Annotated in this window: 18 protein-coding genes; 14 read left to right on the forward strand and 4 right to left on the reverse strand. The window is 50.6% G+C overall.

All coding sequences use genetic code 11. The features are described 5' to 3' along the window. Positions 1–9: 9 nt before the first annotated feature. Entirely contained in the window at positions 10–1287 is a 1278-nt protein-coding gene (locus tag V4U84_RS26330; RefSeq protein ID WP_334078216.1) for an ArsB/NhaD family transporter, read from the reverse strand. 325 nt (positions 1288–1612) lie between these two features. Between V4U84_RS26330 and V4U84_RS26335 the strand changes: the two genes are divergently transcribed. From V4U84_RS26335 to V4U84_RS26385, 11 genes are all read left to right on the forward strand, one after another. Next, positions 1613–1909, forward strand: a complete 297-nt coding sequence (locus tag V4U84_RS26335) for a LiaF transmembrane domain-containing protein (protein ID WP_334076158.1) — start codon at positions 1613–1615, stop codon at positions 1907–1909. Between the two features lie 59 nt (positions 1910–1968). Continuing rightward, positions 1969–2643, forward strand: a complete 675-nt coding sequence (locus V4U84_RS26340; protein WP_334078217.1) for a PspA/IM30 family protein — start codon at positions 1969–1971, stop codon at positions 2641–2643. A gap of 5 nt (positions 2644–2648) precedes the next feature. Next, a complete protein-coding gene (locus V4U84_RS26345; RefSeq protein WP_334076160.1) occupies positions 2649–3167 on the forward strand; it encodes a PspC domain-containing protein in 519 nt (172 codons plus the stop codon). A gap of 3 nt (positions 3168–3170) precedes the next feature. Then, positions 3171–3872 carry a PspA/IM30 family protein gene (locus V4U84_RS26350; RefSeq protein ID WP_334078218.1) on the forward strand — a complete coding sequence of 234 codons (702 nt, stop codon included), beginning with the start codon at positions 3171–3173 and terminating at the stop codon, positions 3870–3872. 111 nt (positions 3873–3983) lie between these two features. Then, the gene (liaF, locus tag V4U84_RS26355) at positions 3984–4634 is read left to right on the forward strand and encodes a cell wall-active antibiotics response protein LiaF (RefSeq protein ID WP_334076162.1); all 651 of its coding nucleotides are present in this window, start codon (positions 3984–3986) and stop codon (positions 4632–4634) included. Between the two features lie 21 nt (positions 4635–4655). Further along, a complete protein-coding gene (locus tag V4U84_RS26360) occupies positions 4656–5741 on the forward strand; it encodes a sensor histidine kinase (protein WP_334078219.1) in 1086 nt (361 codons plus the stop codon). Then, entirely contained in the window at positions 5719–6369 is a 651-nt protein-coding gene (locus tag V4U84_RS26365) for a response regulator (protein WP_442951913.1), read from the forward strand. Before V4U84_RS26360 ends, V4U84_RS26365 begins: the two co-directional genes overlap by 23 nt. A gap of 142 nt (positions 6370–6511) precedes the next feature. Beyond that, the gene (locus V4U84_RS26370) at positions 6512–7363 is read left to right on the forward strand and encodes a YwmB family TATA-box binding protein (RefSeq protein WP_334078220.1); all 852 of its coding nucleotides are present in this window, start codon (positions 6512–6514) and stop codon (positions 7361–7363) included. Between the two features lie 195 nt (positions 7364–7558). Further along, positions 7559–9106 (forward strand): glucose-6-phosphate dehydrogenase, encoded by a 1548-nt coding sequence (gene zwf / locus V4U84_RS26375; protein WP_334076166.1) that lies wholly within the window; start codon positions 7559–7561, stop codon positions 9104–9106. 240 nt (positions 9107–9346) lie between these two features. Beyond that, complete coding sequence (locus tag V4U84_RS26380) at positions 9347–9895, forward strand: P-loop nucleotide/nucleoside kinase family protein (protein ID WP_334078221.1); 549 nt, start codon at positions 9347–9349, stop codon at positions 9893–9895. A 235-nt stretch (positions 9896–10130) separates the two neighbouring features. Beyond that, entirely contained in the window at positions 10131–11711 is a 1581-nt protein-coding gene (locus V4U84_RS26385; RefSeq protein ID WP_334078222.1) for a peptide chain release factor 3, read from the forward strand. 116 nt (positions 11712–11827) lie between these two features. Here the strand turns inward: V4U84_RS26385 and sspI are convergent, their stop codons facing one another. Then, positions 11828–12064 carry a small acid-soluble spore protein SspI gene (gene sspI / locus V4U84_RS26390; RefSeq protein WP_416367303.1) on the reverse strand — a complete coding sequence of 79 codons (237 nt, stop codon included), beginning with the start codon at positions 12062–12064 and terminating at the stop codon, positions 11828–11830. A gap of 133 nt (positions 12065–12197) precedes the next feature. On the opposite strand from sspI, the gene V4U84_RS26395 reads away from it, so the two are divergent. The 3 genes from V4U84_RS26395 to V4U84_RS26405 all read left to right on the forward strand — a co-directional run bounded on the left by V4U84_RS26395 (position 12198) and on the right by V4U84_RS26405 (position 15131). Then, positions 12198–12872, forward strand: a complete 675-nt coding sequence (locus V4U84_RS26395) for a potassium channel family protein (protein WP_334078223.1) — start codon at positions 12198–12200, stop codon at positions 12870–12872. 257 nt (positions 12873–13129) lie between these two features. Continuing rightward, positions 13130–13936, forward strand: a complete 807-nt coding sequence (locus tag V4U84_RS26400; protein WP_334078224.1) for a TrmH family RNA methyltransferase — start codon at positions 13130–13132, stop codon at positions 13934–13936. 811 nt (positions 13937–14747) lie between these two features. Then, entirely contained in the window at positions 14748–15131 is a 384-nt protein-coding gene (locus V4U84_RS26405; RefSeq protein WP_334078225.1) for a metallophosphoesterase, read from the forward strand. A gap of 445 nt (positions 15132–15576) precedes the next feature. Here the strand turns inward: V4U84_RS26405 and V4U84_RS26410 are convergent, their stop codons facing one another. Together V4U84_RS26410 and V4U84_RS26415 are read right to left on the reverse strand one after the other, a co-directional pair. After that, positions 15577–16962: a helix-turn-helix transcriptional regulator gene (locus V4U84_RS26410; protein WP_334076174.1), complete on the reverse strand. Its 1386-nt coding sequence runs from the start codon at positions 16960–16962 to the stop codon at positions 15577–15579. 136 nt (positions 16963–17098) lie between these two features. Beyond that, complete coding sequence (locus tag V4U84_RS26415) at positions 17099–18514, reverse strand: glycoside hydrolase family 1 protein (protein WP_334076171.1); 1416 nt, start codon at positions 18512–18514, stop codon at positions 17099–17101. Between the last annotated feature and the right edge of the window lie 355 nt (positions 18515–18869).

Genomic DNA, 18869 nt, shown 5'->3' on the forward strand with positions numbered 1-18869 from the left:
TTTGGCTTGTCAAAAGTAACGGATAACAATATAAATGCTGGAGATGACTATCGTCAAAAGCAATAGCGGAAAGCCGAATTTCATGTAACTAACAAAGGTGATCGGCTCCCCTTCCTTGGCGGACATGCCGGCCGCAATCAAATTGGCGCTGGCACCGATGAGGGTGCCGTTCCCGCCGAGGCAGGCGCCCAGTGCCAAGCTCCACCATAAGGGCTCCAGATTGGTGATGCCCATGCCGCCCATATCCTGAATCATCGGGATCATGGTCGCCACAAACGGGATGTTATCCAGGAATGCCGAGGCGATGGCGCTGAGCCACAAGATCAGCATGGAGGTAAACAGCGGGTCGCCGCCGGTCAATTCGATCGCTTGTTCGGCCAACTGCTTAATCGTTCCCGTTTCAATCAGTCCGCCGACGAGGACGAACAGTCCCACAAAAAAGAAGATCGTCGGCCATTCCACCGATTGAAACGCTCTTTCCATCACGCGCTCGCCGGTGAGCAGCAGAAGGACAAAGGCCCCGGCCAAAGCTACGGTGGCCGATTCCAAATGGAGGGTCTGGTGCATAAAGAAGCCCGACAGCGTGAGGCCCAGCATCGTCAAGCATTTCACCAGCAGTTTGCGATCCGTGATAAGTCCGTCCAAGCTCATGTCCATCATACCTTTGCGGTTTTCGGGCGAAGTTTTCAACCCTTTGCGAAAAATCATGATCAAGAGCGGCAGTGTTACCCCCATTATACATATGGCGATCGGGGCAAGATTTTGCAGGAATGCCATAAACGTCAATTCCTTAACCGCGCTGCCGATCATAATATTCGGCGGGTCGCCAATAAGGGTTGCCGTCCCTCCGATATTGGATGCGATGACCAGCGAGAACACGTAAGGAAAGGTCTTGACCTGCAATTGGCGTGTGATGCTAAACGCTACCGGCACCATCAAAATAATGGTTGTGACATTGTCGAGAAAAGCCGACCCCGCCGCCGTGATCAGCGCGAGCAGCCAAAGGATGGTTACCGGATTTCCTTTCGCCTTCTTGGCGGTCCAGATTCCGATATATTTGAAAAGACCCGTTTCCGCCGTCGTATTGACGATAATCATCATCCCGATCAGCAGGCCGAGCGTGTTGAAATCGATATGATGGATCGCGGTTTCCTGATCAATGATCCCAAGAACGATCATCAGGACGGCGCCGCTCATGGCCAGCAGCGTCCGATGGATTTTTTCCGAAATAATCAGGGCATAAGTCAGCAGAAAAATGCCGATAGCCCAAATGGCTTGTTGTTCCATGGTTCCTCCTTAATAAAGTGCGACAGCAGCGGGACGCAACCCCCCCGAATAACCCCGAAAAAAGGCAAAAAGAGCCCGCACGATGGCAGGCTCCTCCGATAACTGTCGTTTTCTATTGTATGCTATGCTTTAACATTATATGATTAGATATTTCAATTGTAAATATAAGAGTGGAAAATTAAAGCCTAACGCCGGTCTATCCCGGGGCGGAAGAGGACCTCGACTTAGGTCTAGGTCTAAAAACCGTCCCCGGTCCGTTTTGAACAAACCGTATTCCACCTAAAATAGAGTCATAAGGTCGAACAAATGAGAGGCGGTGAAAAAAATGAAAACCAATCGGCCCAATGGTTTTGCGATCATCCTGATTGCCCTTGGCGTTTTGATTCTTTTGGGTAAATTGACCCCGTTCCTAGGCAGCCTTTTCGGACTGGTGATTTCGGTCGTGATGATCGCACTCGGCTATTACGGAATCCGGCGCGGCAATGCTTTCTTCGGATGGATCGTCCTGTTCTTCGGAGTGATTTCCCTGATTTCCAAACTGGCTTGGCTGATCGTACCGGTGCTGGGCATCGGATTGATCGTGTACGGAATCTCTTCCCTGCGGAGCAGACGTAGCTTCTGATATAGATTAAGACCATTATGAACAAGAATGACCGAAAGGTGTAGGAGGGATAGGAAGTCATGAGTGTATTTCGCCGAGTACGCGATATCACAGTTGCAACTTTAAACGAGCGGCTGGAGCAATCACAGGATCCGGTGCGGCTGATCGACCAGTTTCTGATCGAAACCCGCCAGGAGATCGCTGAGGCCGAAAAGCTGCATCACCAATATGCCGGTCATACCAAGCAATTGAAACATCAGGTGGACCAAGCGACGATCATGCGGAACAAACGCGAAGAGCAAGCGCTGCTCGCGCTGAAAGCCGGAGAGGAACACCTCGCCAAGCTGGCGCTGCAAGAGAAGATGCTGTATGACGAGAAGATCGAACAATATTCCGAGCTTTATACGCAAAGCCTGGAATCGTTGCAGGAGTTGGAAAATCAGCTTCATGAGCTGAAAACCGAATATCAGGTCGTCTACAGCAAGCGCCAGTATTATTATGCCAGAATGGAAACGTTGCGGCTGCAGCAGCGGATGAATCAGCGGATGAGCGGCTACGGCATGCAGGACGTGCCGAAGATGTTCAACCGCCTCGAGGACCGGGTTTCCGATATGGAGTGGGAGGCTCGCAGCTTGCGCGATTTGCGGAAGGCGGGGCAGGATTTTGTCAACCAGGCCGGATCGGTCATTCAATCGACACTGGAACAGGAGCTCTCCCGTTTGAAGCAGAAGCTGAATAACAAAGGAGAGGAGTAACACGAATGGGTAGAATTTACCGCTCAAGACGGGATAGATGGATTAGCGGTCTGCTTGGCGGGCTGGGCGAATCCTTCGGAATCAGTTCCACGGCGCTGCGGATCCTGACGATCATCAGCGTGCCCTTTACGGGCGGAACAACCATCTTTATATACTTAATCGCCTCTTTGGTTATTTCCAAAGAGCCTTATGAACCGTTCGACCCTTATTTCAATCAGGGTTGGCAAGGGAATGGCGGGGCCGGCGGATATGGCGGTTTTGGCCCGAACCACATGGGGAATCCGGGCAATCCGGGGAACCCGGGTTATGGTTGCGGCCCCCGCCGGATGCCGAATCAACCGCCTTTTGCCAGCAACCCTTACCAGGCGAACAATCCGTACAGCAATGCCGGAATGAACGGATTCGGCGGCGGAGAAGCCTCGAATCTGGATTCCATGATGGAAGATATCGAGAAGAAAGCCATGAAGAAAGAACTGGAAGAACTGCGAAACAAACTGTCTAAATACGAGAAGGGAGAAGTGTAAACAATGGGAGTATTCAAAAGAATTAAAGATATTACGAAAGCGTCGGTAAATGATCTACTGGATAAGGTGGAAGATCCCATCGTGATGTTGAACCAATACCTGCGCGACATGGAGGCTGAAATCCGTGACGCCGAGGTAACGGTAGCCAAACAAATGGCGAACGAGCGCAGAATGAAGCAGCGCCTGGATGAAGCGCTACGCATTTCCGCCCAAAGAGAAGCGCAAGCCGAAGTGGCCCTCCGCAACGGTCAGGAAGAAGTGGCGCGCAAACTGTTGGAGGAAAAGATCCACTACGATCAAAAGCAGTCCGAATTCAGCGATCTGCACGCTCAATCCGAAGCGCAAGCCAATGAATTGAAGCAGCAGCTCCATGAAATGAAGGATGAGTTCTACAAACTGCGCAATAAACGGAACGAACTGGTGAGCCGTGCGCAAATGGCGAAGGCCAGAAAACAAATGTCGCAAATCAGCAGTCTGCATTCGATCGAAAGCGGCAACGCCTCGCTCGGATTCCACCGGATGGAGGAAAAAATCATGCAGATGGAGGCGGAAGCCGAAGTGGCCGGTGTCGTTTACCGCGGAACTTCGTCCCCTTCCTACGTCAGCCCGGCTGACGCTGAAAAGCAGTTGAAAGTGGATGCTCAGTTGGAGGCTTTGAAAGCCAAGCTGAATCCTTCCGAAAAGCGCGAAGAAAGCGCGGAATAACAGCTACACGTCCGTGGGACAATGTGGTATGCTAGACCAGGGTAAAGCCATACGGTATGGATTCCATACCGTTATGGCTTTTCCAACTTATGAACCGGCAGGAGGTGCGGCATGGACACAAAGAAAAGGTTCTTGGCCATTGGATTGATCGGAATTGGCGTGTTGATGATTTTCGGCAAATGGCTGAGTTTTTTTACGATTGTCGCCCTCTTACTTTCGGCTTACGGCATCTATAAGATTCGCCAGGGGGAGGATACCCGCACCGGATATATTTTGCTTGCCGTGGGCGGAGGGCTTATCCTGCTGGACCACTTTATGCTGGTCGTGGCGATCTTGATGGTATCGCTGGGCCTCTATTACGCAAAAGTCCGTAAAACCCAACCGCACGGCAGTTATATTCAAAAGCAGAGCATTACCTCCAGTATTCACTGGGACCGCGACCCTTGGACGCTACGGAATACGAGCATGTGGCATGTGCTTGGAGAGATCGACATCGACATGTCGCTGGCCATCACCGAGGGGCCTTACAGCATCCTGATGTTTCAAGGCGTTGTGGGGGACATTGACCTGGCGGTTTCGGAGGATTACGGCGTTGAGATCGAAGCGTTCGTCCTGTTCGGACAGATTGATTTCAGCAGGGACCGGGAGACGGGAATGCTGAACCGGCTGTATTGGAAATCACCGAATTATGAGGACCGCGAACATAAAGTGAAAATTATCATCTCCTATCTGGTCGGGGATGTTGATATACGATTAATTTAATGAGAGGAGGATCACCTTCGCATGAGAAACAGAAAGCCGCGGAACATGGTCTCCCGCAGTATGCGGGAGGGGATCCTTCTATGTTTTGTTTTGTTGGCCGTCATCGTATATACGCTTTATACATATGGTTATTTCGAACCCTCCGCCAACTGGAAGACGGGGATCAGCGCGGGCTTGACGCTGCTTACCTTGCTGTTGAGCGTCGGCGCGGCCTTTGGTTTTTTGCAGGGATACCGCCAGAAACGAAAGCTGGATCTGCTGCGCGACGCCCTGCTGCAATGGGAGAAGGGCAATCAGACCGGGACCGTGCCCAAGCTCGGCGACGATGAGATCGGCGGCCTGGGCGAACAGCTCGAGCGGATCGGCAAACGTTGGGAGGAGCAAGTCAGCTCGCTGCAGCGCCTTTCGACCCACAATGCGCAACTGGCGGAGCAGGCCCGGATATCGGCGATCGTGGAGGAGAGGCAGCGGCTGGCCCGCGAACTTCACGATGCGGTTTCCCAGCAGCTGTTTGCGATTTCCATGACGGCGACGGCGGTCGGAAGGACGCTGGAAAAGGATTTTGATAAGGCGCAGCGCCAAGTGGAACTGATCGAGGAAATGGCTTCGGTCGCCCAATCGGAGATGAGGGCCTTGCTCCTCCACTTGCGCCCAGTATATCTGGAAGGCAAAGAGCTGTCTCAAGGCTTGACCGAACTCGTCAAAGAGCTGAAAATGAAAGTGCCGATGGATCTCACGCTGGAAATGGACGAGGAACTGAATCTCGGGAAAGGGATCGAGAACCACTTGTTCCGTATTATCCAGGAGGCCATGTCCAATACGCTTCGGCACGCCAAAGCCGACAAGATGGAGATTCGCATCCATCGGAAAGGCGACGCGGTCAAGGTTACCCTGCGCGACAACGGGATCGGCTTCCAACTGGACGAGAAGAAACAGGCTTCCTATGGATTGTCGACCATGCAGGAGCGGGTGGGCGAAATCGGCGGGTCGATCCAGTTTATTACCGCTCCCGGCAAGGGGACGCGTATAGAAATTACGGTACCACTATTGAATGAGGAAATAGGAGGTGACACTCAGCATGGAGATGGAAGAGGAGAAGATGATTAAAGTGCTGCTGGTGGATGACCACGAGATGGTCCGGATCGGGCTGGCCGCCGTGCTCGGCACCGAGGATGGGATCGAAGTCGTCGGGGAGGCCAGCAGCGGTGAGGAGGGCATCCGACTGGCCCAGGAGTACAAGCCGGATGTCGTCCTGATGGATCTGGTGATGGAAGGGATGGACGGCATCGAAACGACGCGCCAACTGCTGAAGCTCTATCCCGATTGCAAGGTGATCGTGCTGACCAGTTATTTGGATGACGAGAAGATGTATCCCGTCATTGAGGCGGGGGCCTTCAGTTACCTGCTCAAAACCTCCCGCGCATCCGAAATTGCGGAAGCGATCCGCGCCGCGGTCCGGGGGCAATCCGTCTTGGAATCCCAGGTGGCTTCCAAGATGATGAACCGGTTCCGCCAGCCGAAACCGGAGACGCCGGCTCACGAAGAGTTGACCGACCGGGAAATGGATGTGCTCCGTCTGCTGGCGCAAGGCAAATCCAATCAGGATATCGCGGACGACCTGATTATCGGAATCAAGACGGTGAAGTTTCACGTCACGAATATCCTGGCCAAGCTGGGCGTCGAAGACCGTACGCAGGCGGCGATTTACGCTTACAAGAACGGCCTGGCCGAATAAAGGGAAAGTGGACCTATGGAGGGAAATGGGTCCGCTTTTTTTGTTTGCTCTATTTGTCCGGGCGATAAGGAAGTATAAAAAGGCCGCTAGCGGGGCATTCTGAAGCTAATGATAGATTACTAGATTAGCGGAGGGAATAGCGATGCAAAACTCGGGCGGCCTGCGGAACAAAGGAACGATGTGGATGGCGGGATGCGCCTTGCTGCTGCTGGTAGCGATGGCCGGCTTTTTCGGCCGCGGCGGGACAGCGGCGGTTCCTGTAGCCATCGGCGGCGCTCCGGGAGCCGAACATTCCCCCGCCGCGGCCGCAGCCCAATGGGAGCAATTGCTTGAACTCGGCGCGGGGGCCGTGCGGGAGGATCTGAAAGGGACGGCAAAGTGGCAGGGAACATGGCGGACGCTGCTATCGGCGGAGGAAGCGGCCGGTGCCTTGGCTTCCCGGCTGGGCTTGGGCGAAATCCGCGCAGAATTGGTTCAGGGCCGCACCGTCTACAAGGCAGCGGGGAACCCGCAAGGCATCGCTTCCGGCTTGACGTTAACCAGCTTCCCCGGGGAGGAAGAGAACGCATATTATGTCGTGATGAGAATGGAATCCCGGGGGGCTGAAGCCGCCCGGAAGATGCAGGAACGGATCGCGTTGAGCGGGGAATCGTTGGCGGATGAAGGCGTCCGTATTCAATGGAATGGCGCCCTGCAGGGGGAGATTAACCCGGGCTTGAAAGAAGGGAAAGGAGTGGAGTCGGCGGAGAAATATCCGCTTGGTGAAAGTCTTTCTATCCTGGAAAAAGGTAGCTGGCATGCATTAAATCTGACGGCGGTGGAAGATTATGAGGACGGAGGCACGGTCAGCCGCTCGTATGCCGTTCCGGATATGGCGATTTCCGTTCTTAGCGGCGGTCACCGGGTTTCCCTGCAGATGGCGGTTCATCGGAATGACTTGACCGGTCAGGAAGAGGTTTCGCTCGGCTCGCCGTTATTGACAGTTGAATATTAATGATGAAAAAATAAATATTTGATAAAAGTTAAATGAATTTTCTGAAATGCCTAGCATTTTTGCTATGAATATGATGGCATCATTTCGACGAATATGCTAAAATGACATCACATCCAGTGATGCCGTGTAAATTCATATCATTGGTGGGAATTTGAATAAATATTCACTATATTACATAGAAAGAAATGAGGAGCCATGGCTGAATTTGAAAATTTAGAATCACTGCAGACACCTGGAGCGGTATTTTTTATTTTTGGGGCAACCGGAGATTTAGCACGCCGTAAGCTCTTCCCTGCCATATATTCGTTATATCGCGAAGGTAAACTGGCTGAGGATTTCGCGGTGATCGGCGTTGCGCGCCGGCCGCGTACACAAGAAGAATTCCGGGATGACGTCCATCGCTCCATTCAGGAGTTTTGCCGGTATAAAGTCAAGGATGAGGCCGACTGGACACAGTTTGCCGAGCACTTTTCCTATAAGTCGCTGGATATCAACAATATCGATGGATACCATGAACTTCGGGAACTCACGGAAACGGTCGAGTCGCGCTTTGGTATTCCGGGCAACCGGCTGTTCTACCTCGCGCTCGCGCCCGAGCTGTTCGGCAGCGTATCCTTCAACCTGCAGAAAGGCGGCATGCTGAGCAGCGGCGGTTGGCATCGTCTGGTTATCGAGAAGCCGTTCGGCTATGATCTGCTCTCCGCCCAGAAGCTGAATGAAGAGCTGAACCAAGTATTCAAGGAAGAGGAAATTTACCGGATCGACCACTATCTCGGCAAAGAGATGGTTCAGAATATAGAAGTTATCCGCTTTGCGAACGCGTTCTTTGAGCCGCTTTGGAACAACAAGCATATCTCCAATGTTCAAATCACGCTGAGCGAAACCGTCGGCGTTGAAGAACGCGGTGGATATTACGATCACTCCGGCGCGTTGCGGGATATGGGGCAGAACCATATGCTGCAGATGCTGACGATGATCGCCATGGAACCGCCAAGCCGCTTGTTCCCGGAAGATATCCGGGACGAGAAGGTGAAGGTTCTCCGCTCCTTGCGGCCGTATGCTTCGGCTCAGGAAGTGAAGGAGAACGTCGTCCGCGGGCAGTACACGGAAGGTGAAGCAGGCGGCAAGAAGCTGCCGGGATACCGCCAAGAAGACAAGGTGGATCCGAATTCGAACACGGAGACCTATTTTGCGGCCAAGGTGTTCGTCGACAATTTCCGTTGGGCGGGTGTTCCGTTCTACATTCGTACCGGGAAACGCCTTCCGGTCAAAACGACGGAGGTTGTGGTAGAGTTCAAACAGATGCCGACGAACGTTTATCTCGGACAGAAGCATAATCTCGAACCGAATCTGCTCGTCATCCGCGTCAATCCGATGGAAGGCATCTACATCAAGATCAACGCGAAGAAGCCCGGTTCGGATTCCAAGATCGAACCGCTGGCGATGGAATTTTGCCAAAGCTGCCAGGTCGGCATCAACTCGCCGGAAGCTTATGAGCGGCTGATCTACGACGCGGCGAACGGAGATTCCACATACTTTACCCGCTGGGATGAAGTGGCGACGGCCTGGGCTTTCGTCGACCGGATCGCTTCCGCTTGGGCGCAAAACCCGGCCGACATCAGTAAATATCCTGCCGGCTCCTGGGGGCCGAAGGAAGCCGATGAGCTGCTGACCAAAGACGGGTTCCACTGGTGGCCGGTGAACGGCCAGGAAGAGGACAATGTCGTTTGGATTAGACCTTAAAGATTTGTTATAGATATGTACGAGCCGTCTTCGAGCGATACGCCTGAAGACGGCTTTCTTTATGGCGCGAATACAAAATCCTGCAAATCTGCAGGGATTTCCGACGATATGAGTAACCATTACATTGCGCCATACCCAAGCCGTCGTGCGCTTCGGCAAGTGTGACATTTCAATGTTGAGCTATTTGGCAGGCTAGTTGAAGGGTGTTTTTTAACCAACATTTAATTAAGGAGAATATTTATGAATCAAGGCAGAATTATTATAATTACTGGTTCACCAGGGACTGGTAAAAGTACAGCGGCATCAATTGTTGCTAAAGAGTCTAATTTATCGAAGTCGGTACATATGCACACGGATGATTTCTATCACTATATTCGTAAGGGGGCAGTACCTCCATTTTTACCGGAATCACATGAACAAAACTTAATTGTTATTGAAGCCTTTTTGGAAGCTGCAAAACGTTTTGCACTTGGTGGGTACGATGTGATTATAGATGGAATTGTTGGTCCTTGGTTTTTAGAGCCGTGGTTAAAAGCCGTACAAGATAATTATGAAGTACATTACATTATCTTAAGAGCGGCTAAAGAAGAAACAATGAAACGCGCAATCAATCGTTCCAAATTGGATGAAGATACCAACATTGAATTGGTGGAAAAAATGTGGAAGCAATTTAACAATTTGGGTCACTATGAATCCCATATTATTGACACAACAAATCAATCAATCGAACAAAGTGTTTCAACAATTAAAGCTGTGATTAAAAAGAAATCTTTATTACTCACGATTTGATGTGATACAAAAGTTCAATAAACGGGTGCGTTTGTTGAACAAGAATGGGGTTTTAATTTGTTTTGCATCCTTTGGAGTTGGAGTTGGTAGTGCGATCGGCACCTTGAGCCTGTAGATTTGCAGGATTTACTTAAAAGAGAAAATGACGGGATCCGGGCGGGTGAAGTGGCGTATGTTGAGTTAAAATGTGTTACAATAAGAGACGTGACTTTGTAGAAGCGAGAGGAAAGTGAGAATGAGCAAAGCATTGGAACAACTGCAGCAGGAAGTCGATAAACGCAGAACGTTTGCGATCATCTCCCACCCGGATGCCGGGAAAACGACGCTTACGGAGAAACTGCTTTTGTTTGGGGGAGCCATCCGTCTGGCCGGTTCGGTCAAAGCCCGGAAAGCCAGCAAGCATGCGACAAGCGACTGGATGGAAATCGAGAAGCAGCGGGGGATTTCCGTAACCTCTTCCGTGATGCAGTTTGATTATAAAGGACACCGCGTCAATATTTTGGATACGCCGGGTCACCAGGACTTCAGTGAAGATACGTACCGTACCCTGACGGCCGCGGACAGCGCCGTGATGCTGATCGACGTGGCCAAGGGTGTCGAGGCCCAGACGATCAAGCTTTTTCAGGTCTGTGCCAAGCGGGGGATTCCGATCTTCACCTTCATCAACAAGCTGGACCGCGAAGGCCGGAACCCATTCGAATTGATGGAGGAAATCGAGCAGGTGCTTGGCATCCGCTCCGTACCGATGAACTGGCCGATCGGCATGGGCCGGGAACTTTGCGGAGTGTACGACCGGATGAAGAATCAAGTGGAGCTGTTCCAAGGGGACGATCACTCAAACATCCAGGTGACGAAGGTGGAGAGTTACACGGACCCGGTTATTCGTGAGATGGCCGGCGAATATTTACACGATCAACTGTGCCAGGATGTAGAACTGCTTGATGTGGCGGGAGATCCGTTTGATCTGGAAAAAGTGAAGCGCGGCGAGCTGACGCCGGTCTTTTTCGGCAGTGCGGTCAACAATTTTGGTGTTCAGACCTTCCTGGAGAACTTCCTGCAGCTTGCTCCGAAACCGGAGCCTCGGCGGAGTACGAACGGACTCGTGGAGCCGACGAACGAGAAGTTCTCGGGCTACGTCTTCAAAATCCAGGCCAATATGAACCCGGCGCACCGCGACCGAATCGCTTTTCTGCGTATCGTTTCCGGGAAGTTCGAGCGCGGCATGTCCGTCAAGCACGTGCGGGCGGGCAAAGAGATCAAGCTGTCCCAGCCGCAGCAATTCCTGGCCCAGGACCGAGATATCGTCAGCGAAGCTTACCCGGGCGATATTATCGGGCTGTTTGACCCGGGGATTTTCCGGATCGGCGATTCGCTCAGCCAGGGCAGCGAGGTCGTGTTCGATGAGCTTCCGACGTTCTCGCCGGAGATTTTTGCCAAAGTAACGGTGAAAAATGCCCTGAAACATAAGCAGTATCAAAAGGGGATCGACCAGCTGACCGAAGAGGGGACGATTCAGGTGTTCACCACCGTCGGTTTTGAGGATACCTTGCTTGGCGTGGTCGGACAACTGCAGTTCGAAGTCTTCGAGTACCGGATGAAGGGCGAATACGGGGTGGATGTTCAGTTACAGCGCATGCCTTTCCAATTTGCCCGCTGGATCGTGGCCGATAAGATCGACCCGTCGAAATTCCGTATCAACTCGACGCTTGTCAAAGACAAGAAGGGGAACTATGTCGCCTTGTTCGAGAATGAATATGCGATGCGCACGGCCATGGAAAAAAATCCGGACGCCCAGTTCCTCGAAACAGCGCCTTAAAAACACTTCAAAGTTTTTGCCGTCCGCAGGGGCGGCTTTTTTTGCCTTGAAAAGCAGGACGAGCCTTGAGTCGCCTATAGCAGCGGCAAAAGGCTCGTTTGCTTAGCAAGGCAGTCTTATTTCAACGGCTTGAGGTCGGCCGCTTCGATCTGCTGCTTGAGCACGGACAGAAGCTCGTTCTGCCGGGCTGTGTCGATGTTCTTCCAGATTAGTTCAAAAACGGCGCCAAGTCCCGGAAGCGCGGCCTCCTGGGCATCGACCGAGCCTTCGATCATCTCCCGCAGCCCCTCTTCGCTCTGGCCGTGGATTTTGTGCATAATCGCCTCGCGCAAACTCATCGTAATGGATGGCACGAATTCTTTTCCCTCCTTGGTCATAGTTGTCCGTTGTTAATGTGCCCCTTACGGTCCGCGAAAATTCAAGTTTTCCGGGGAATATGATATACTATAGCAATCCATAAATGATTCGGGATGGTGAAAGCAGATCATGGCACATAAAGATAAGAAGCAGTTTGCCGTCATTGGGATGGGGCGATTCGGTTTGAGCGTGGCCAAAGCGCTGAGCGGAATGGGCTTTGACGTCCTGGCGATCGATTCCGACGAACACCGCACCCAAGCGGTCTCCAATATCGTCACCCATGCGGTTACGGCCGACTCGACCGATGAGGAAGCGCTCCGCGCCCTTGGCGTCCGGAACTTCGACGTTGTGGTTGTTGCTATTGGGGAAGACATTCAATCCAGCATCCTGACCACTCTGATTTTGAAGGATATGGGTGGGCCGCTGATCGTGGTTAAAGCCCAGAATGAGCTACACGGCAAGGTACTGAATAAAATCGGCGCCGATAAGGTTATTTTTCCGGAGCGGGATATGGGACTTCGGGTGGCCCACCATTTGACGTCTCCCAATGTGCTGGATTACATCGAGCTTTCCGACGAGTACAGCATCGTTGAATTGCGCGCCACCCGGGCGATGATCGGTCAGAACCTGAAGGAGCTGAACGTGCGGGCCCGTTTCGGCTGCAACGTGATGGCGATCAAGCGCGGGACGAAAATGAACATTTCGCCTTCTTCCGCCGACCGTCTCTCCGAAGGAGATATTCTCGTTGTGGTTGGGGAGAAGAACGATTTGACGAAGATGGAATTGGCGTATGCGGAAGAGTAGATAATGAGAGACGGAAAATTCCTGCAAAAGTGCAGTTTTTGGGGGCCGAGAGGTCTCGGTTAGAAAAAATTACCATAAATTCCTGCATATTTGCTCTTTATTGCTCAAATTGGTTTTGACAGGGAAAAATACCTGCAGATTTGCAGGAATTCTTTTTGATCCGAGGGGAATGAAGGGCAAGCTGAAGATCAGTGGTTGTGAAGATCGGGAAGAGCAGCGGACAGCGATTTTAATCTGAACAAAGGAATGAACCATTCATGCAGATACTGTCTCCGCAAAACGGCCGGGTCAAGGAATGGGCTGGGCTTCTGGAGAAAAAACATCGGGACAAGCAGGGCAAGTTTCTGATCGAGGGGATTCATCTCGTTCAGGAGGCACTGGAGGCGGGGGCGGACATCGAATGCGTCTGTTATGACGCGGAGGGCGGGATCCCCGCCGAACTGGCCCAGGCGGCCTCGGCCGGCCTGGACGTGGAGTGGATCGCCGTATCGGAGGCGGTCATCGCCAAATGCAGCGATACGAAGACGCCGCAGCCCGTGTTCGCCGTCGTGCGCAAGGCGGACGGCGGGGTGGGGCCGCTGCTCGGGCAGGCGAGCGGCCTGGTGGTGGTGCTGGACGGCGTGCAGGATCCCGGCAACGTCGGCACCGTTATCCGCACCGCCGACGCGGTCGGTGCGGACGGGGTGATCGTCGGCGCGGGCTGCGCCGACATTTACGGGCCCAAGGTGCTGCGCGCCACCATGGGCTCGATCTTTCACTTGCCGGTGGTCCACGGCAAGCTCGCGGAGTTGTTGCCGCAGGCGAAGAGCCGCGGCATCCGGCTCGCCGGAACGAGCCTCCAGGGGGCGGTCAACTGCTTCGCGTATGACTTTACCGGCCCGGTGTGGCTCTTGTTCGGCAGCGAAGGCAGCGGGCTAAGCCCGGAAGTCCGCGATCTGATGGACGACGGACTCATCATTCCGATGCGCGGACAGGCGGAGTCGCTGAACGTGGCGATGGCCGCCTCGGTGCTGCTGTACGAGGCGCTGCGGCAGCGGCATTTTTCAATCAACAATCCCCGCTAACGTTCGACTCACTAACCCTCAGTATAAATAATGTCTATAAACACACCAAAGACTGGCAGAAGATCAATCCTCACCCCGATCTTTCCCCAGTCTTTTTCTCTGCCTTTTCAAGCCCTTTCCCCAATTATTATAGTAGGGTTTGCTGCCCTTGACCTGCAATTAATTGTTTGGTTCGAATTAAAGGGAATTCCTCCCGTTAATTTGGTGCGTATGCGGCTGCAGAGGGGAATTAGCTGGAAAACCTCCTGCTAATTCGCCTGAAATTGCGTATATCGGCAATAGGGCTGCGAAATAGATGGAGCTTTTCCAGCTAAATCCGATCGATGAGCCAAGAGCGGTACATTAACGGGAGATTTTCCCGTTAATGATATAGACTCCGACGGTGGGGCTTTATATCTACAATTGTGGATGTTGGCAACGTATCTCCGAAACCATTTCATATCCTTAGAACGGCCCAATCCGATTTTTTTAGAACATAGCTTTGGTATTATGCGGGAATGAAAGGCCAGTGAAGCCAGTGATCCGATCGATGAGATTTTTATGAATGTTAAAAACTCGATATGGCTTCCTCGGCAGGACTTTGATTGTATGAGTATATACGCATTAGAGTAACCCTGAACTCTCAATCGTTTTTAATTTCTAAAAATTATATCAGTTGAAGAGGAAGGTTGATAGCGCATGGTCCTGAAAACCGAAAGGCTCATTGTCCGTAAATTTCACGATGCGTATCAATATGCCATTTTGAATGAAGAGTGGAAGTTTACTTCTAACAGGTTGGATTAGGGAGTTAAATCTTACAGGTGGTGGCCTAATGAAGTATTTCATAACGGATTTACATGGTGAGTATAAAGGGCTGGATTTATTGCTAAAACATGCTGAAATTGATTTTGCAACGGACCAACTTGTTATTGGCGGCGACATGATTAACCGGGGGAAGGAAAGCGGCAGGGTAATCAAAAAGCTAAAGGATTTGGTTGATGAATACCCCAAAAATGTATTTGCTCTGATTGGAAATCATGAAGAAATGATGCGGAATTATTACCGGAATGGAGAAACCCTTTGGCTGTCTCATGGAGGAAAAGATACGATTAGGGATCTTGAGAAGACCTTCCCGAATCAGGCAAAAAGAAAGGAATATAACCCGAAACAAACTTGTGGTGCATGGTCATTCGCCCGTCGAGCTGATTTATTTTGATGGAGTGCGACTGAATTGCGATTTGGGTTCAAATACATACTCGGTTATGGAAGAACGGGGACTCTGTTTGATGGAACTGGATCGGATGATCTATTATGTTTATAAGCAATCTACAGGGAAGATCGAGGAGAGGAAAGTTATACGATATTAGAGGATCATTGCGGGCTCACAGGGGGCTTACTACAGAAGAGAAGGCTTTCCTCTCTATACAAAACAAAAGACGCTTATACTGGGAGGGCTTGTCCAGATAAGCGTCTTTTGTTTACACAAATTACCTATACTGTTCAAGATGAAGTAAGCGCTCCCGATGCAAAATATCAGTGTTCATTCCCCCGTTAGAATTCAGTACCCTACACCATGACCATTAGTAGTGATATCAGTTTTGGTAGGGTTTCCGACAGGAGTAAGACCAATAACAGCTGGGGTTACAGCGAAAATAACAAAGTTACACAGGGCTACCAATACAACCAGTTTCTTTTTCATTTTGTTTTTGCACCTCGCCAATTAATTTTTTGTACCGAAATTTTGCCTCTTCAGTTGCGAAATCCCGGTATTGTTCAAACAGCCCTACACATTTAAGCATATCGTGTTCGCTGCGAATTTCAATAGCAAATGCAAAACTATCCAAAATATATTTTAGTCCAAAATCAAGGTTGTTTTTCTTCAAATAATAGACTCCAAGGCCCGATAACAAGCTGACAAATCGGTCATTCGTATAATGCAAGCTATTTTTCCCGATACGACATTGTTGTTCTTGATGCTTTAAAAAGGACTCGTACTGTTCAAGTACAGAATCGATGTTGATATCGAATTTGTTAGCTGCAATCACTATCTCGCATAGGGCAAAAAACACTTCATTTTCTCTGGTGGAGATATACTTCGCATACTCCGGTAGAACCCCGACTTCGCCGGACATCAGCTGATACAGGTAACGATTCCCCTCAGCCCATTCCCGAAACTGTTGGATCACACCCATTTCAATGTCAGTGGGATCTTTTACCCAATCGCAGAGTGCATACAGTGAAACATAGCGCAGCGCATCCTCATATCTGCCAAATTGATAATGCGTTTCGCCTAATATTAAGTAGGCATACATAATATAAAAAATAATCGGCTTCTTGATTTCCGGCGATTTCTTACTACCGTTCAACTCATAGTGAAGCGTTGCTTTGACTTTCAGTTTCTCCGCCAGTTCCGCTACCTTATCCCAACGACGAAGAGAAGCAAACACATTGATCAATTCATTTAGCGCGTCTAGTTGATAGGGTTCTTCAAGCCGATCAATAAAATATTCAAAATGGGAAGCCAGTAACAAATTTTTGTTTTGGTCTTTGGACAAACCCAACGTAAATAAACGGTATTGACAAAGAGCCAGCCGCTCGGAATGCTGTTTCTGTTCACCTTCCGCAACCAACTCGTAAAGTATGACAGCCGCGTCCCGCTTTCCCTCTTTAAAAAGCTGTTCAGCCAGGTTAAACAGCAGTGGTATATAAGAAAGGTTATCCATCATCAGCCTAACCACTTGCTGAATACAATCGAGCTTATTCAAACTGGCGCAACGCTGCAAAAACGGACCGAGCCTCCGCCAATCCGGGTTGGCCTGGTAGAAGCATTCATCAATATACATCTCATAGAAATATCCTTCGGGAAGTCTCATTCCCGCAGTTAGCCGGTCGAGCTGCTGCATAGCAATGGGGCGATGACCATTGATAATCCCGCTTAACGTTCCGGTATTAATTTGCGTCAGTTCGGAAAATTGATTTAACGTCATACTATTCCTTTTTAAATAATCTTCCATCTGACTACGGATCGTTGTCAGTCCGGTTTCCATCGTTTTCAATCGATCACCTCCTTTGCTCATATATGGAATATACTACCATTACAACTCTATATTATAGATAAATTAAACGATGGTCAATAGATACTACGGAAAATTCTGTAATAAGCAAATAGTCAAACAGCTTTATTTATCGCTGCAAACTTTGGCCGTTGGTGGAAATAACCTCCTTATACCAGTTGAATGATTTTTTGCGGTAGCGGTTCAGGCTTCCGGTCCCGTCATCATTGCGGTCTACATAAATAAAGCCGTACCGTTTGCTCATTTGGGCGGTTGAAGCGCTGACCAAATCGATGCAGCCCCATGCGGTATAGCCCATGACTTCGATCCCGTCCTCCAGGGCTTCGCCCACTTGGACCAGGTGATCGTTCAAATATTGAATCCGGTAATCGTCCTCCACCGTCGGGATGCCGTTCTCGTCCGCGATGAGCTCGTCCTTGGCCCCGAGTCCGTTTTCCACGATAAACAGAGGCTTTTGGTAACGGTCGTAGAACATGTTCAGCACATAACGCAAACCTTTGGGGTCAATTTGCCATCCCCATTCGCTTGCTTGCAAGTAAGGATTGGTTACGCCGCCTAACAGGTTGCCTTCGGAACTTTTACGCTGCTCCGTATCCGCCGTTTCGCAGATGCTGACATAGTAACTGAAGGAAATAAAGTCTACCGTATGCTTTAAAATCTCCAAGTCGCCGGGCTCCATTTGAATCGAAATCCCATTCTCGCGGAAATAGCGTTTCATGTACCCGGGATAACTGCCTCTGGCCTGGACGTCGGCAAAGAAATAATTTTTGTGCTCGGATTCCATGGCCGCGATGACATCATCCGGGTTAGGCGTAAGCGGGTAGGTCGGCATACTTAGGACCATACAGCCGATTTTTGCGTCAGGCATCATTTCGTGCCCGATTTTGACGGCCAGCGCGCTGGCGACAAATTCGTGGTGAACGGCTTGATACAGGTCCTGCTTGCTCAGCTCCTGTTTTGGGGTATAAATGCCTCCGCTTAAAAACGGTTCTTCCAAAATAGAGTTGATCTCATTAAAGGTCAGCCAGTACTTTACCTTGTTTTTGTAGCGGTCAAACACCGTTCGCGCGTAACGTTCATAAAAGCCGATCAGTTTCCGGTTTACCCAACCGTTATACTGCTTGGACAGATGCAGCGGTGTTTCATAGTGGGAGAGGGTAACAAGCGGCTCAATCCCGTATTTGAGGCATTCGTCAAAAAGATCGTCGTAAAACTTCAGGCCTTGTTCGTTCGGCTCGAGGTCATCACCATTCGGAAAAATTCTTGACCAGGCGATGGAGGTCCTGAATACTGTAAAGCCCATTTCGACAAAAAGCCGGATATCTTCCTTGTAGCGATGATAAAAGTCGATGCCGACCAGCTTCAGGTTGTCTTTGGTAGGGAATTCGGTAATAGGGCCCTTAACTCCCCTCGGGGCAACATCCTGCGTAGATAACCCCTTGCCGTCCTCGTTGTAGGCCCCTTCACATTGATTGGCGGCGACGGCGCCGCCCCACAGAAATCCATCCGGGAATCGGATACTCATGATTGTCCACCTTCCTTGTTCATATAATCATTAGGGTAAACGGAATGGAGTACTGTCATGCATGCCTAAGGAGAGAAACAAAGAAGAGAGCATGTCATTGCTCTGTGGGAAAACAGGGGGGAGCTCAGACAGCGGCGCCGAGCGCACTTCCAATACTTCCAACTCCAAAAGATGCAAATCTGCAGGTATTTAGTTCGATCCACGAGGGGATGCGTAAAAAGATGCAAATCCTCTAAGGCCCCCTAATTAAACTGGAGTCTCCCTACCCAATAATTTAAACTTAGAATAAAGGGAGATGATCGGTATGGGAAAAAGGTTGAACGAAGAAAAACGTTTAAAAGTTGTGAAAGAAGCG

The organism is Paenibacillus sanfengchensis (genome assembly GCF_036864765.1).
Taxonomy (GTDB): Bacteria; Bacillota; Bacilli; order Paenibacillales; family Paenibacillaceae; genus Fontibacillus; species Fontibacillus sanfengchensis.